The 13,998-nt window shown below is 41.0% G+C and carries 17 protein-coding genes; 2 read left to right on the top strand and 15 right to left on the bottom strand.

Annotation, left to right across the window (positions count from 1 at the left end; translation table 11 throughout):
• Positions 1-27: 27 nt before the first annotated feature.
• The 12 genes from J7I93_RS02960 to J7I93_RS02905 all read right to left on the bottom strand — a co-directional run bounded on the left by J7I93_RS02960 (position 28) and on the right by J7I93_RS02905 (position 10,307).
• Positions 28-990 carry an ROK family glucokinase gene (locus J7I93_RS02960; RefSeq protein WP_214723135.1) on the bottom strand — a complete coding sequence of 321 codons (963 nt, stop codon included), beginning with the start codon at positions 988-990 and terminating at the stop codon, positions 28-30.
• An 18-nt stretch (positions 991-1,008) separates the two neighbouring features.
• Positions 1,009-1,209, bottom strand: coding sequence for a YqgQ family protein (locus J7I93_RS02955; protein WP_214723133.1), 201 nt, complete (start codon positions 1,207-1,209; stop codon positions 1,009-1,011).
• A 163-nt stretch (positions 1,210-1,372) separates the two neighbouring features.
• A complete protein-coding gene (locus tag J7I93_RS02950; RefSeq protein ID WP_214723131.1) occupies positions 1,373-2,833 on the bottom strand; it encodes a spore germination protein in 1,461 nt (486 codons plus the stop codon).
• Positions 2,834-3,009: 176 nt separating this feature from the next.
• Complete coding sequence (locus J7I93_RS02945) at positions 3,010-4,554, bottom strand: rhomboid family protein (RefSeq protein WP_214723129.1); 1,545 nt, start codon at positions 4,552-4,554, stop codon at positions 3,010-3,012.
• A 118-nt stretch (positions 4,555-4,672) separates the two neighbouring features.
• Positions 4,673-4,873, bottom strand: coding sequence for a hypothetical protein (locus J7I93_RS02940; protein ID WP_214723127.1), 201 nt, complete (start codon positions 4,871-4,873; stop codon positions 4,673-4,675).
• A gap of 107 nt (positions 4,874-4,980) precedes the next feature.
• Positions 4,981-5,934 carry an L-lactate dehydrogenase gene (locus J7I93_RS02935; RefSeq protein ID WP_214723145.1) on the bottom strand — a complete coding sequence of 318 codons (954 nt, stop codon included), beginning with the start codon at positions 5,932-5,934 and terminating at the stop codon, positions 4,981-4,983.
• Positions 5,935-6,018: 84 nt separating this feature from the next.
• Entirely contained in the window at positions 6,019-6,807 is a 789-nt protein-coding gene (locus tag J7I93_RS02930) for a DUF92 domain-containing protein (protein WP_214723125.1), read from the bottom strand.
• Complete coding sequence (locus J7I93_RS02925) at positions 6,800-7,375, bottom strand: 5-formyltetrahydrofolate cyclo-ligase (RefSeq protein ID WP_214723123.1); 576 nt, start codon at positions 7,373-7,375, stop codon at positions 6,800-6,802. Before J7I93_RS02925 ends, J7I93_RS02930 begins: the two co-directional genes overlap by 8 nt.
• Before the next feature lie 119 nt (positions 7,376-7,494).
• Positions 7,495-7,644 carry a 50S ribosomal protein L33 gene (gene rpmG, locus J7I93_RS02920; RefSeq protein ID WP_053434400.1) on the bottom strand — a complete coding sequence of 50 codons (150 nt, stop codon included), beginning with the start codon at positions 7,642-7,644 and terminating at the stop codon, positions 7,495-7,497.
• Between the two features lie 64 nt (positions 7,645-7,708).
• The gene (locus J7I93_RS02915; protein WP_214723121.1) at positions 7,709-8,338 is read right to left on the bottom strand and encodes a hypothetical protein; all 630 of its coding nucleotides are present in this window, start codon (positions 8,336-8,338) and stop codon (positions 7,709-7,711) included.
• Positions 8,339-8,426: 88 nt separating this feature from the next.
• Positions 8,427-9,662, bottom strand: a complete 1,236-nt coding sequence (locus J7I93_RS02910) for a glycosyltransferase family 4 protein (protein ID WP_214723119.1) — start codon at positions 9,660-9,662, stop codon at positions 8,427-8,429.
• Positions 9,663-9,665: 3 nt separating this feature from the next.
• The gene (locus J7I93_RS02905) at positions 9,666-10,307 is read right to left on the bottom strand and encodes a DUF4912 domain-containing protein (protein ID WP_214723117.1); all 642 of its coding nucleotides are present in this window, start codon (positions 10,305-10,307) and stop codon (positions 9,666-9,668) included.
• A gap of 350 nt (positions 10,308-10,657) precedes the next feature.
• Here J7I93_RS02905 and J7I93_RS02900 point away from each other — a divergent pair, with 350 nt between their 5' ends.
• Both J7I93_RS02900 and J7I93_RS02895 read left to right on the top strand, forming a co-directional pair.
• Positions 10,658-11,050 (top strand): hypothetical protein, encoded by a 393-nt coding sequence (locus J7I93_RS02900; RefSeq protein WP_214988634.1) that lies wholly within the window; start codon positions 10,658-10,660, stop codon positions 11,048-11,050.
• Positions 11,043-11,513, top strand: coding sequence for an endolytic transglycosylase MltG (locus J7I93_RS02895; protein WP_214723115.1), 471 nt, complete (start codon positions 11,043-11,045; stop codon positions 11,511-11,513). Before J7I93_RS02900 ends, J7I93_RS02895 begins: the two co-directional genes overlap by 8 nt.
• A gap of 30 nt (positions 11,514-11,543) precedes the next feature.
• Here the strand turns inward: J7I93_RS02895 and phoU are convergent, their stop codons facing one another.
• The 3 genes from phoU to pstA all read right to left on the bottom strand — a co-directional run bounded on the left by phoU (position 11,544) and on the right by pstA (position 13,998).
• Positions 11,544-12,203 (bottom strand): phosphate signaling complex protein PhoU, encoded by a 660-nt coding sequence (gene phoU, locus J7I93_RS02890; RefSeq protein WP_214723141.1) that lies wholly within the window; start codon positions 12,201-12,203, stop codon positions 11,544-11,546.
• Between the two features lie 64 nt (positions 12,204-12,267).
• Positions 12,268-13,086, bottom strand: a complete 819-nt coding sequence (pstB, locus tag J7I93_RS02885; RefSeq protein WP_214988638.1) for a phosphate ABC transporter ATP-binding protein PstB — start codon at positions 13,084-13,086, stop codon at positions 12,268-12,270.
• Between the two features lie 27 nt (positions 13,087-13,113).
• A complete protein-coding gene (gene pstA / locus J7I93_RS02880) occupies positions 13,114-13,998 on the bottom strand; it encodes a phosphate ABC transporter permease PstA (protein WP_214723111.1) in 885 nt (294 codons plus the stop codon).

Raw genomic sequence — 13,998 nt, 5'->3', positions numbered from 1 at the left:
TGGGTTTTGTCCCAGCCTCTTAATGTTTTATTTATTTTTTGCCAGCCAGGCTGCACCAATCACACCAGCATCGTTACCTAAAGTGGCAATATCGATTTCTGTTGATTCCCTGACCCTCGGGAAGGCAAATTTGGCAAAGTTTTCAACAACAGGCTTTAACAGAATTTCCCCTGCTTTTGAAACGCCTCCTCCTAACACGATTTTCTCCGGATTAAGCGTATTAGCAATATTGGCCAAAGCCAATCCCAAATGTAAAGCTGTTTCCCTTATTACTGAAAGAGAAGTTAGATCCCCAGTTCTGGCTGTATCGAAAACATCTTTCGCAGTAATAAGCCCATTCTCATTGTATAACCTGGCAAGCTCCCCTGCTTCACTCACCTGCAGCTTTTCCATAGCCTGCCTTACAATCCCGGTAGCAGATGCGATTGTTTCAAGGCATCCAGTCTTTCCGCAATTGCACTGAGCCCCTCCTGAAGGGACAGAGGTTATGTGGCCAATCTCGCCAGCGGCACCGCTCACACCCTGAACGATGTCGCCGTTAGTGATTACGCCTCCTCCTACACCCGTTCCCAGAGTGACACATACAAGGTCTTTTGCCCCATTGCCGGCACCTTTCCACATTTCGCCAAGGGCTGCACAGTTGGCATCATTATCAATGATGACCGGAAGAGATGTTTCAACTTCAAGCAGATCCTTCAATGGGTAATTATCTTTCCAGCCAAGATTAACAGTATTATAAATGACACCGGTGGTAAGATTAACCGGTCCAGGCGCCCCCATACCAAGCGCTACTATTTTGTCCTTCGTCAGATCAAGCTCTTCCAGTTTGCGGTCTATCGCTTTTGCTATATTAATGGTTATATTTTTTCCTTCTTCACTATTATCCGTGGGGATAGCCCATTTATGGAGAATCTCACCATAGTAATTGATAAAAGCAAGTTTCGTAGTTGTCCCGCCTAAATCAACACCAATTAGCCACTTCTCTGCCAAATTAATCACCTTTTCTGTCTATTTTTTCTCTTTTAAACGCTGAATTTCAGTCCGTATAAGCAAAGTTGCACTTTGATAGTCTTTCAAGTCAATAAGCTGCGAATCATATAGCTCTTTTAATTCCGAGGCCATAAGCTCCAAGTCAGCTTCTCTGTCCCCTATGTATATAATAGTCCCATACTTCTTTAGAAATTGCTGTATATCGTAAATGGTTTTCATGCTTTACCTCGACCTTTATCAATAAGTTTTTGCCACATTAAAGTATAATCTAAATTAACCCCCTCCTCAAGAGGGAAGGAGCAAGCTGTACCTTTTTGATCGCTTTTGCTGCTAATGTCAAAAAGAATCCCTCCCTGAATCTGTCAGGGAGGGATTCTGAAATTTAGCGGTCGGGATCCTTAGGATGAAGAAACCGCGGGCGCCTGTTTTTCAACGGGATTGGCGACCTGACCAAAACATCTCTAAATGCCCTTAAGTTGAAAGGAATAAACGGCCATAGGTACGGGACCCCAAAAGACTTCATTCTTGCAAGCATAATAATCAGCAGCACAATTCCAATTACATATCCGTATGTATGGAATAAGCTTGTTGCAATCAGCAATCCTATTCTGATTAACCGATTTGCCAGGCTCATTTCATAGCTTGGCGTTGAAAAAGTTCCAATTGCTGCAATCGCCAAATAGAGAATGACTTCATTGATGAATAAACCAACCTCAACAGCTACCTGCCCGATCATCAGGGCAGCCACCAGTCCAAGGGCTGTGGCAAGTGAGGTCGGTGTATGAATGGCAGCCATCCTCAGCATATCAAGTCCCAGTTCAATTATGAGAAATTGGACTACTAAAGGAAGCTGCCCTGTTTCATTTGGACCAACATATGATAAAGCCTCAGGCAGCAATTGCGGTTCAACAGCAAATAGGTACCATAACGGCAAAAGAAAAATGGATGCCCAAACCGCCAAAAAGCGCACAAACCGCAAATACGCACCTACAAGAGGTTTATTCCGGTATTCCTCTGCATGCTGCAGATGGTGCCAAAAAGTAGTTGGCGTTATAATAACACTTGGTGATCCATCTACAATAATACAAACATGCCCCTCATAAAGATGAGTAGCTGCCGTATCGGGCCTCTCGGTATACCTAACCATTGGATATGGGTTCCAATGCCGTCCCGATATAAACTCCTCGATCGATTTTTCGGCCATTGGCAATCCATCAGTATCAATTTTCGATATAGATTCTTTTACCTTCTCCACCATAGTTGGATCCGCGATGTCTTCAATATAACTGACAACAATATCTGTTTTAGATCTCCGGCCTACTTGCATATATTCCATGCGAAGAGTCCGATCTCTAATCCTTCTCCTGGTTAGGGCTGTATTAAAAACAAGTGTTTCGACAAAGCCATCCCTCGAACCGCGGACAACCCTCTCAATATCCGGTTCTTGAGGTCCTCTGACAGGATAAGTACGTGCATCGATCAGGATGACTTGGTCCACTCCATCTACCACTAGCGCAGTAGGGCCTGCCAGCACCATATCCACCACTTTATTTAAATCATCGCTTGTTTCAACCTCAACATACGGAATATATGTTTTAATCAGCCTTGAGAGCGTGTCTCCTTCCAGCTGATCTTTGTCCAGGCCTGCCAGCATTTTCATCAAGTAGTGCAAAATATCGTCTTTTACAAAGCCATCTACCAGATAGAGGGCCATTTCCCTCTCTGCGTATTCTACATCAAGCTGAATGACATCAAAACTTTTTTCTACACCAAGTGCCTCTCTCAGGTAGGCAATATTTTCTTTCAGCGACACCTTTACAGGTTCACGTTTACCCTGCTCCATAATCCCCACCTCAGCAATCTATTCCATACTTTTCCTTGCATACTATTCAACAGGATAGACATGCAAAAAAAAAATCATACCAGCAAATGGTATGATTCTAAAAAATGCCTGATTTGAGCAGATATTTCCTAGGAATTAAGAGAAAAAATACTCCAGAGCTTGTGGTGAATTCAACACTACTGCTGCCCAGACGTCTCCCAATCTGCTATTTGATCTAAAAGCTGATGATACTCCTCCTGGCCCGGATTCAAATCAGCCGCTTTTTGGGCGTGCTGCTTTGCTTTCGTTCTATTTTCTTCTTCTATATAGATGAGTGCAAGGTTATAATGTGCCTCATGGAAATCAGCTTTTTGTTTAATCACTTGTTTGAGATGTTCCTTCGCATTTTGAAGGTCTCCCTCCTTAATTTCTGCATAGGATAAAAGAAAATAAACTTCAGCAGAGGCCTCTTTCTCTTTAATAAAATCAGCAAGCAAAGAGTGTGCTTTTTTATAATCCTCGGTCTTAATATACTCCTGAGCCATAACTACGGCTGTCTGTTCATTCATCAAATTTCCCGGTTCACTGAATCCATATTTTAATAAGCCAACAGCTAAGCTAACCGTGATGGCTAAAAATAGAAGCTGCAGCCATATTTTTTTCTTTTTTGGAAAATGAGCGATGCCAGTGGCAAGAAAACCGCCTATTAGCCCGCCTATATGGCCAGCATTGTCAATTCCGGGGATTGTAAATCCGAAGGCCAGGTTTATCGCCAGCACCACAAGTATATTGAACCCCATCGTCCTAAAAAAGAGTTTTGGATAGATGAGCCCGAAGTACAAAAGTGCGCCAAAACAGCCAAAAATAGCGCCACTCGCACCTGCTGAAAGAGCAGGACTAAAAATAAAGCTGGCTAAAGTCCCGCCAAATCCCGCGAGGATATAAATGAATATGAACCTTAAATTTCCGTACACCCGTTCAACTGCTGATCCAAGGTAATACAATGCAAGGGTATTCATTAATAAATGAAGAAGCCCGATATGAAGAACAATTGGAGTAAAGAACCGCCACCATTCCCCTTCCAAAATAAGAGGATTAAATTTAGCTCCATACTTAATTAGTGTAGAAGTATCTGTACTTCCGCCCTTCCATTCCAAAAACAAAAACATCGCTAATTGAATAAATACGAACATATAGGTAAAAAAGGGCTTCCCAAAATTAAATAACGCTTTTTCTTTTTTTGCTTTATTTACGGCTTTTGAAAGGGCTGCATGCTTTACTGCATCGGCGTCAGTTTCAGTATACTCGCCGGCAGGCAGAGTTAGAGGGTCATGAAAGATTGCTTGAATCTTGTCTATGCTCTCAGGATTACTGGAATCAATAATCAGCGTTTGAACAGAAGCCTTTCCTTTTTCAGCCTTAAAAGGTGCTGATATCCTGAATTCATAATCGTCAACAGGCGGGAAGGCTGTAATATATATATTAAAAATTGGCAGTTCCTTTCTGCCAAGCTGCCTTCTGACTGATTCAGCTTTTTGGGCAGTGTTTTCAATATCCCGCTGCATCCAATTGCTCCAATCAAGATTGTATTTTAGCAGCCTTATTACCTTTGCTTCTTTATGTTCAAGCTTTTCAAGCCACAGTTCGTCCTGGCCTTTTGATAGTTGAATCATCCTGTACTCTTGGTCAGAGATAAAATAATGCGCCAGTGTCCAAAATATATAATCCTCTTGAAAGCCCAATTCTTCCCCCACTCTCTTACTTCTTTTATTTAACTATAGGCAAAAAGCCTTCATATTGTAAAAGAAAAAGCATTTTGTAAAAACAGCAAAATAAAAAGACCTATTATGGTCTTTTTACTCATCTACTGCCTTCTGAAGCACCTGATGAAAAAACTGAGCTCATCATCCGATCACGGACACCTGGAAAACTCATAACTGAGCTGACAAGGAACCTGCGGAGAAAGGCATTGCCAAAAAGGACATTTATTAATCGATAGCGGTTCTGGTAGGCAAAATAACCACCCAGCCCAATCATGAATATGGAAAATAATCGAGACATTCGAAATCCCTCCTCTTTATTATTTTGAGAAGAGGGGGAAGGTTTTATCCATATTTCAGCAGAAGTAAAAAAATAACATATCCAAATCCTTAATCTTCTATCGATGATTATTCATTCTTAAAGACTGGTTCCATTGTCTTTTTAAGTACTTCTACTGAATGGGTAAATTTCTCCTGTTCAACTTTGTTTAAGTTAAGCTCAACGATATCCCGTATTCCATTTCTGTTTACGATAGCCGGAACCCCAATGTAAACATCATGATGCCCATATTGTCCATCCAAATAAGCTGAGACTGTCAGCACCGAATTTTCATTTTGCAGGATTGCCTTTGTAAGACGAACAAGTCCCATTGCAATTCCATAATAAGTAGCACCTTTTCGTTCGATAATCTGATAAGCCGCATCGCGCACATTTAAAAAAAGAGAGTCCAAATCTTCCTGCTTAAAAGCCGCCTCTTTACTTATCCAGTCATCTATATTTTTTCCCGCAATATCTGCATGGCTCCATACAGGCAGCTCTGTATCCCCATGTTCACCGATTATGTAGGAGTGGACATTGCGTGTATCCACTTTAAAATACTCCCCAAGCAGATACCTGAATCGGGCAGTGTCCAATATTGTGCCTGATCCGATAACCCTCTCCATAGGCAGTCCCGAGAACTTCCAAACAGCATATGTCAAAATATCAACAGGATTGGTTGCTACAAGAAAGATCCCATCAAATCCGCTTGCCATTACTTGGCCAACAATACTTTTAAAGATCTTTGTATTCTTCTCCACAAGATCAAGGCGTGTTTCACCTGGCTTTTGGTTAGCACCAGCTGTGATCACAACCAGATCGGCATCTTTGCAATCAGAATAATCACCAAACCATATAGAGGTAGGGGATGGAGCGAAAGGCATCCCGTGGTTTAAATCCATTGCATCTCCTTCAGATTTTTCTTTATTTAAATCAACCAGCACCAATTCCTCTGTAACACCCTGGTTTAACATTGCAAAAGCATAGCTGGACCCCACAAACCCAGTCCCAATTAATACGACTCTGTTTACCCGAGTCCTCATCATAATCGCCCCTTTACCTATATCTATTATGTTATTGAATGAATGCGAAAGACTTTATTCTGTTTCCAGCTGCCATTAGTCCGGTTATAGAATTAATATATATAGAAGCATTCCCAATGCCGCTGAAGCTAAACCTGAAAAAAAGTTTACAAAGTCATTATCTGCGAACTGTTTGCCTCCTATTAAGGAAGTTTTTTTTTCGCAATGATTTAGTTTCTCCACTTTTTCTCCACAAACATTGCACTTGTATACGGCTTGCAAGTAAGCTCCCAAAAAGGAATCAATTATATTTCCCGCAAATCCGAAAGCCAATATGAACAAAGCCTCATATGGCGTAATGTGGAACAAATAGAATGATAAAAGGGCAATTGCCGATGCCCCCGCAATTGCAGCAAATGTCCCCAGTAGACTTACAGCTCCTGAAGTACCAGTTTCAATAGGCTTAAAGGTACGGATTGACAAGGGCAGTTTCTTACTCAATGAGCCGATCTCTGATGCCCAAGTATCCGAATTTGCTGAAGCTAAACTGATAAGGAAGCACATGAGCCAAACGGAGGAGGGATCAATAAGATAGAGCAAACTTGAAATACCGGCAATACCCCCATTGGCAGCTACCTGGTGCCAATCTCTGCGTGAACCCTTTTCATGCCTGTCTTCGACTTTCAATTTTTGTTTCCTTTTAAATTTGGACCAGAGGCTTGAACTGGCAAAAAAGAAACCCAGCACCAAAAGGCCACGCAGCCCGAAGCCCCATCCAACAGCAATGCCAATGATAAGTGCTGCTAAGCTCCCTGACATAGATAATAAATTTAAAGAAAAGCCGGCCAGCGCTGTTACAGATATAAAGATTAAAATAAAAGCATACTCAAGCATCGGAGGTTTTCCATACCTGCTCATCAGTAATAATCATTTCCACCGGCCGGTCATGCTCTTCAACCGGAAGGCTGTTAATCACCTGAAAAGCAAATGCCAACGAAACTTTATTGCCTTTATAGCCCTCTAGGAAACGATCGTAATAGCCTCCCCCGAACCCAAGACGATAACCATTTTTCATATAGGCCAAACCCGGAACAATCACCGTATCGATTTCTCCCCCTGGGACCTCCTCCGTTACTGCTTCAATCGGCTCCCATAAACCATAATATACTGACTCCAGGTCGGTGAAGCACTCCAGCCTCCGGAAAACCATTTCCTTTGTTTTTGGAATGCACTTCGGGACAGCAACTTTTTTCCCTTCATCCCATGCTTGTTTGATAATTTGCCAGGTATCAGCCTCTGGCTGGTTGGAAACGGTAATCCCTATCGTCTTAGCTTGCAGCCATAGAGGATGTTGATAAAGCTTGCAGGCTATTTCATATGAGCGTTGTTCATGTTCCGGCTTATTCAATTCTTTTAGCCTTCCCAGCATTTCTTTTCGCAGAAACTTCTTTTCTGTTTCCATTTTATAAACCTCCAACAGAAAAATTCACACACATTTATTCCCCGTACAAAGGAGCCAATACAGGTAAGTTTACCCAATAAAAAAATCAACAAAAAAAGCAGTAGGAATTATCCTACCGCTTATTTTGTTTCGCGATGTGCAGTCGAACGCTTATCTCTTGGGCAATATTTTTTAAGCTCAAGACGATCTGGATTATTTCGTTTATTTTTTTTAGAAATATAGTTACGATCTCCACATTCTGTGCAAGCTAACGTAATGTTCACACGCATGTAATTTCCCTCCAAACTATGTTCAAACTAGTTCGTTCATACGACTTTTCTATAATATCATTTTTTAAATCGAAATGCTAGTACGTTTTTTTAAAAGTAGCCGGTTATACTGAAGAAGCTCTGATTTACTGTCACCGCTCACAATCCATGAATCTGCTTCAACTGTTCCTTTTCCTTCAAATCCAACGTTAAAGGCAAATATGCTTATAGCATTCCCCTTAACCATAGGGTTGTATTTTAAAACACCTTTACGCCTGCACTTCCAAATTTGATCACTGTATAAATTCCAGTACGGCTGAATCGAGCATTCTGCCATGATCTGGCCGTTCAATTGGCCGTTTACCAGAAATACTTTTGAATCAGCCATGTGGAAAATGACATTTTCCGCTGGCGATATAAATGAGAACTGTTCACGAGAAGAATATTCGTGTTTGTGCTGTATTAAAAGCTTCACATTGCGTGGCTTATCGTCATGATTGGTAATATAACTTTTGAAGAAAGAAATTTTGGAGTGAATATGTTCCCGCTTTACATGGACAGAAATATTTTCTTCCGGAAATAATTCCTTAAAACCATTTTCCATCCAATAGGTTTTCCCATCTACCCATAATCCCGGAATCATCCTCAGCTTCCCTTTTGCAGCTTGCTCCATTTCTTCATAAACATCAGATCTGATCCAGTTTAACGTGTTCATCTCCATGCACCTTTTTCTATAGTATTTTAAAGTCCTGCAAGTATTCCAATGGATTGGTAGCATAAATTAAAACTGGTTTTGCAAACTGTTAAACTTCTTTAAGTTTCTGGCTGATCAATGTCTCTTCAAATACCCGTTTGGTTTCTTCCGCTATACGGCTCCAGCTGAACAGGCTTTCAGCCACCTTTTTGCCGTTTGCTCCAATCATATTGGCTCTATCAGCATTTTCCAACAGATAAGCAGCCTGCTCAGCAAAGCTTGATGGATCACCCGGAGTCATGAGCAGCCCTGAAAAGCCATGCTTAACAATCCCTTTCAGGCCTCCGGTGTCGGAGACTACTGCAGGTTTGCCCGATATCATTGCTTCAAGGGCAACAATCCCAAAAGGCTCATAATAACTTGGAAAGACTGCAAGAGTACACTTACGAAACAAAGCAGAACGCTGCAAATCGTTTATAAAACCCGGGAAATGGATGAAAGTCTCCAAATTCGATTCTTTGACTTTTTTCCTATATATCTCAAGCATTGGCCCTTTACCCGCTATGATAAAATATACATCCGGAAACCTTTCTTTGATCAAGTTTGCAGACTCAATCAAGGTATCAAAGCCTTTTTCTTTTACCATCCGGCCAATAGAGAATATCAGCCTCCTGCTTTCCCTTACAGGCAGGCCCTCAAGTATGCTTTGAGGATTCTCCAATGGCACTTCTTTGTTAATCCCATTGGCAATAACCGCCATTCTTTCACTGCTTATACTAAATTGCTGAATCAATTCTTCCTTCATATATTCACTGCAAACAATCACTCGATCTGAGCCGTTCACCAGCTGCTGTTCCTTTTCGCGAATAAATTTTTGAAGCTCTGTGTAAATTCCGTTATTCCTTCCATGCTCTGTTGCATGAATGGTTGTAATTAAAGGCCGTTTCAGGCTCTCCTTCAATGACAGTCCGCAGGCTCCTACAAGCCAGTCATGGGCGTGGATTAGCTCGAAGTCATGATAGGATGACAGCTCCCTGGCTTTTTGTTCCATTGCCAAATTCAATCCCAATATCCAGTGCAAAAAGTTAGGGTCCTTTTCTTTAAGGGGGCGAACACGATGAACCTGAATTCTTTCATTATTTTCATAGCTTGGAAGACTGCCGGGATTTGCTGTCAGAACATGGACTTCGTACCCTTTTTGGTTCAACCCTCCAGCTAGCCCGTGTACATGTCTTGATAAGCCGCCTACTACATTGGGCGGATATTCCCATGTTAGGAGAAGGATTTTTGATATCCCATCATTCTGCACATATTCTTTAGGTTCTGCCGTAATTGGTTCAATCATGATTTATCCCTCCCCTTCACATAAAGTTTCATAATAGGTGTATGTACTCACACTTTCTGTCCATTCTGCAGCCTCCTGGATTGGCTCTTGAGGTCTGGAGATATTCTCAAATCCCATTTCCGATGTATACAAAGCGTCTGAACGGAGCAAAGGGAAGAAGTTATTTTCAGTAAGCTTCACTCCCATTTCTATACAGTAGACCCTGTTGGGTTTTAATCCTTTGAAGGTCCATTCTGTATGTTGGTTCAGGAGAACCACTTCATGGTCGCTCTGGGCATTCCCACCGTCAAAAATAACTCCTGTTACATCATAGATTCGCAATGCCTTTCTCCAAGAGGAGATGGGCCTATTAAAATACTGTGCAACCATATTTTCTTTATAAATAGAAATCTCCCAATACACTTTAATCTTTTCAGCTGAAATGCGAGTTATGTTAATCTTATCTTCAATTATCGGAGCATTCTTTTTATCCGCACCCTGATTAGGCGAACTGGTTTGAAAGGGCTCATCGCTGCTCCGTTTAGCTTTGTTTTGGACCAGCTTCGTCCATTGGTATTGCACCTTGCCCACCGTTGTATCAAGTTCTACGGCAATTTTTCGGAAAGAAAGGCCCCTCCTGCGCAGCTTAATAATTTCATCTATCATACCGGCACCTCTTGTTTTCAATTTTCTTTTTTCTATATCATTAAGCATTCAAGAAAAATGCAATATATGAATAAAGGCGAAATTTTATGACATTTTTTATAACTTAATGTTAGCATTGAAACAGGTTTGCTACAATGAACGGAAATTGTCGCTTATTGCGAGAGCCTATATAGCAGGAGGATCGGAGCAGAAAAAATTTTTATGCGTTTTTACAGGCTGCGTTTCGACAGTTTTGTCAGGGCGGCAACGACAAAATAACTTAAATTTTCCAAGATTTTGGATTGATTATCGAAATTTGTCGCCAATGATGGTAAAATATTTCTGTTCAAAATGAATATGAGGTGACTTTTTTGGAATACATCATGTTGGCACTGTTGGGTTTATCTATTGCTTTATTCCTTATTTCGATATTTTTAAAAGATCCCTATAAAGAACTAAGGGAAGATATAGATCAAATATCCATTCAGCAGATTCAGGAAATGTACCAGATCAAGCAGAAGCTAAAGGTCTTGGAGGAGGAACTGCTAGTCGCGGACGATAGTCTTCAGCCGCCATTCTCTGTAAAGAGTACTCCTCCACCCATTGAGAAAAAGGAAGTTCATGAAATAATAAAGAACCAGGTAGTGATGCTTGCCCAGCAGGGGTTATCCGTTGACCAAATCGCGAGACAATCCTCACTTTCCCCTCAAGAAGTTAAAGCAATTCAAACTGAAATGAAGTTTAGAGGCCAGAGCTATGAATAAGAGGAACACCCGGGCATTTGCTTTTGGAGTTTTAATTTCGGTTTTGATTATGGGCTTTGCTTATTTTTTCAATAAGGATGATCTGCCAGAAAATGCAAAACTGGATGAATCAGCTGCAAAGGCATTTTTAAAACGTGAGGGTTATATTGTATTAACAGATGAGGAGCATGCTAATTTGCAGAAATCCCTCCAGGATCCCAAGGAAACAACGGCCCACGAAGCAGATCAAACTCAAAAGGAGCCTTCGGAATCTCCCACAGCCTATCAGCTAGAAATTGCAAGCGGCATGACCCCTGGAGAAATAGCAGAACAGCTTGAAAAGGAAAACATCGTAGAGGATGCAGCCGAGTTTGGAGATTATCTGGAGGAATACGGCTACAGTAAAAAAATACAGCTTGGTACGTTTGAATTAACTAATCAGATGAGTTTTAAAGATATTGCAAAAACCATAACAAAAAGCTAAAAGGAAACTTTCTCCTTTTAGCTTTTTTGTTTAGTTATTTAAATCATACTGACGGCCTTTAACCATATAGAAAATATGTTCTGAGATATTTGTTACATGGTCAGCAGCTCTTTCCAAATAGCGGCAAACAAATGAAAGCTGGGTAATCTGCGGCAAAAACTCAGGCTTTTGAAGGTTTATTTGCAGCAATTCCTTGATTGTTTCCCCATATAAATCATCTACCTGATCATCCATATCTGCTACCTTTTTTGCTTTGGCTATATCATCATCATTGAAGGCTTCTAAAGATAAACGAAGCATTTCTGTTGAAATCTGATGCATTTGCTTAATATGCTCAATCGGCTTAATTAGAGGTTCAGAACCAATTCTAATTGTAGATTTCGCAATATTAACTGCAAAATCGGCAATTCTCTCGATATCTGTTGCAATTTTAATGGCCACGATGATGCGGCGGAGGTCGATCGCAACAGGCTGCTGTTTAGCAATTAGAAGAATAGCCAAATCATTAATTTCCTCGTACAGCAGATCTGCGTGGGAATCGTCATCCATTATTTCAAGAGCCAATTCAATATTTTGAGTTTCAAGTGCTTCAATCGCTTTATGCAGGGCCTCTTCCGCAAAGTTCCCAATTTCAAGAAGTTTCTTTTGCAGTTCCTGTAAATCATATTCAAATCTTTCACGTACTGCCATCATTTTTATCCCCCTTCATCCTATTCGATATGAATTCATTTTCAATAATTTTACGCTTTAAAAATTAGCCAAATCTTCCTGTAATATAATCTTCAGTTCGTTTGTCTGAAGGGGTTGAGAAGATCTTGTCAGTTTCGGCAAACTCAATCACTTCACCGTTTAAGAAGAAGGCTGTCTTGTCAGAAATACGGGCAGCCTGCTGCATATTGTGTGTAACGATGATGATGCTGAATTCTTCTTTTAGCTCCTGCACAAGCTCTTCTACCTTTAACGTCGAAATCGGGTCGAGGGCAGATGTTGGCTCATCCATTAAGATAACATCCGGTTCAATTGCCAAGCAGCGCGCAATGCAAAGGCGCTGCTGCTGACCGCCAGATAAGCCATATGCATTCTGATTTAAACGGTCCTTTACTTCATCCCAGATTGCTGCGCCCCTTAAGCTTTTTTCAACAATCTCATCAAGGATTTTCTTATCGCGGATTCCGTGAATTTTTGGACCATATGCTACATTTTCATAAATGGATTTAGGAAACGGATTGGGCTTTTGGAAAACCATGCCGACACTTGTTCTTAAGTCTTCCACTTTAAACGATTTATCAAGGATATTTCGTTCACGGTATAAAATTTCTCCTGATATCTTAACAGTAGGGACCAGTTCAACCATCCGGTTTAATGTTTTAATATAAGTTGATTTACCGCAGCCTGAAGGCCCAATAATGGCTGTTACCTCATTCTCATTAATCGCCAAATTAATATTCTTTAGAGCATGGCCTTCCCCATACCACAAGTTAAGGTCCTTCGTATTATAAACAACCTTCTTGTTTTCTTTCGTTCCCGCACCTAGTTTATCTGTTTTTACATTTGGATTTGCTTTTTCTGTCATTACAGGCATTTTAAAAAACCTCCCAGACTAAAATCTTTTTTGAAATTTATTCCGAATCAAAATGGCAATTGAGTTCATTGCGAACAAAACAATTAATAGAATAACAATTGTCGCTGCTGCAAGGTTTGCGTATTCAGCTACAAGGGCCGAATCAATTGTCCAATAATAAATCTGTACCGGCAAAATGGTAAATTTGTCAAAGACTCCGTCCGGAACAGGAATTAACAATGCCGGTATACCGATAACGACCAGCGGTGCTGTTTCACCAATTGCACGGGATAGCGCCAAAATAACGCCAGTAAGAATTCCCGGCAAGGACGCGGGAAGAACGACATTTTTAATGGTCTGCCACTTTGTAGCACCCATTCCATAGGAGGCTTCCCTTAAAAATTGAGGTACAGCCCGGATTGCTTCCTGGCTTGCCACGACAACGACTGGGAGAACGAGCAGCGCCATAGTCAAACCGCCCGCAAGTACAACAGAACCCAAATCCAAAGCCCTTGCGAAAACAGTTAATCCAAGAATGCCAAAAACAACGGATGGAACACCTGCCAAGTTGGAGATATTTGTTTTAATAAATGATGAAATACGTCCCTTTGCGGCATATTCTTCAAGATAAATAGCTGTACCTACCCCTAAAATCATCGTTACAGGAGCGACAACCAGCATGAGCCATAATGTTCCCAATATAGCTCCCCAGATTCCCGCTCTTTCTGGATCGGTTGATAGCCTATTCGTCAAGAAATCAAAGTTAATCCATCCTAATCCATCTGCAAGGACCCGATAAATTAAAATAACTAATACAACCAGGCCAAATAATGTTGCCAAAAAGAAGAGAGTTTTTGCCAGATTATTGGCAAATAGGCGGCTGCCCATTTTTTTATGAACTTGAGTTGAGTCAACATACTTCAT

Origin of the sequence: Bacillus sp. ISL-47, from assembly GCF_018613175.1 — a bacterium.
Lineage (GTDB): Bacteria > Bacillota > Bacilli > Bacillales > Cytobacillaceae > Cytobacillus.
The sequence above is the reverse complement of the archived record's forward strand: the minus strand, read 5'-3'. Positions and strand labels throughout refer to the sequence as shown.

Excerpts from the sequence above, each read along its gene's own strand:
- J7I93_RS02955 (WP_214723133.1), bottom strand. The coding sequence starts at position 1,209 with ATGAAAACCATTTACGATATACAGCAATTTCTAAAGAAGTATGGGACT.
- J7I93_RS02950 (WP_214723131.1), bottom strand. The coding sequence starts at position 2,833 with ATGGAGCAGGGTAAACGTGAACCTGTAAAGGTGTCGCTGAAAGAAAAT.
- J7I93_RS02940 (WP_214723127.1), bottom strand. The coding sequence starts at position 4,873 with ATGTCTCGATTATTTTCCATATTCATGATTGGGCTGGGTGGTTATTTT.
- J7I93_RS02935 (WP_214723145.1), bottom strand. The coding sequence starts at position 5,934 with ATGAGGACTCGGGTAAACAGAGTCGTATTAATTGGGACTGGGTTTGTG.
- J7I93_RS02930 (WP_214723125.1), bottom strand. The coding sequence starts at position 6,807 with ATGCTTGAGTATGCTTTTATTTTAATCTTTATATCTGTAACAGCGCTG.
- J7I93_RS02925 (WP_214723123.1), bottom strand. The coding sequence starts at position 7,375 with ATGGAAACAGAAAAGAAGTTTCTGCGAAAAGAAATGCTGGGAAGGCTA.
- rpmG (WP_053434400.1), bottom strand. The coding sequence starts at position 7,644 with ATGCGTGTGAACATTACGTTAGCTTGCACAGAATGTGGAGATCGTAAC.
- J7I93_RS02915 (WP_214723121.1), bottom strand. The coding sequence starts at position 8,338 with ATGAACACGTTAAACTGGATCAGATCTGATGTTTATGAAGAAATGGAG.
- J7I93_RS02910 (WP_214723119.1), bottom strand. The coding sequence starts at position 9,662 with ATGATTGAACCAATTACGGCAGAACCTAAAGAATATGTGCAGAATGAT.
- J7I93_RS02905 (WP_214723117.1), bottom strand. The coding sequence starts at position 10,307 with ATGATAGATGAAATTATTAAGCTGCGCAGGAGGGGCCTTTCTTTCCGA.
- J7I93_RS02895 (WP_214723115.1), top strand. The coding sequence starts at position 11,043 with ATGAATAAGAGGAACACCCGGGCATTTGCTTTTGGAGTTTTAATTTCG.
- phoU (WP_214723141.1), bottom strand. The coding sequence starts at position 12,203 with ATGGCAGTACGTGAAAGATTTGAATATGATTTACAGGAACTGCAAAAG.
- pstB (WP_214988638.1), bottom strand. The coding sequence starts at position 13,086 with ATGACAGAAAAAGCAAATCCAAATGTAAAAACAGATAAACTAGGTGCG.
- pstA (WP_214723111.1), bottom strand. The coding sequence starts at position 13,998 with ATGAAGTATGTTGACTCAACTCAAGTTCATAAAAAAATGGGCAGCCGC.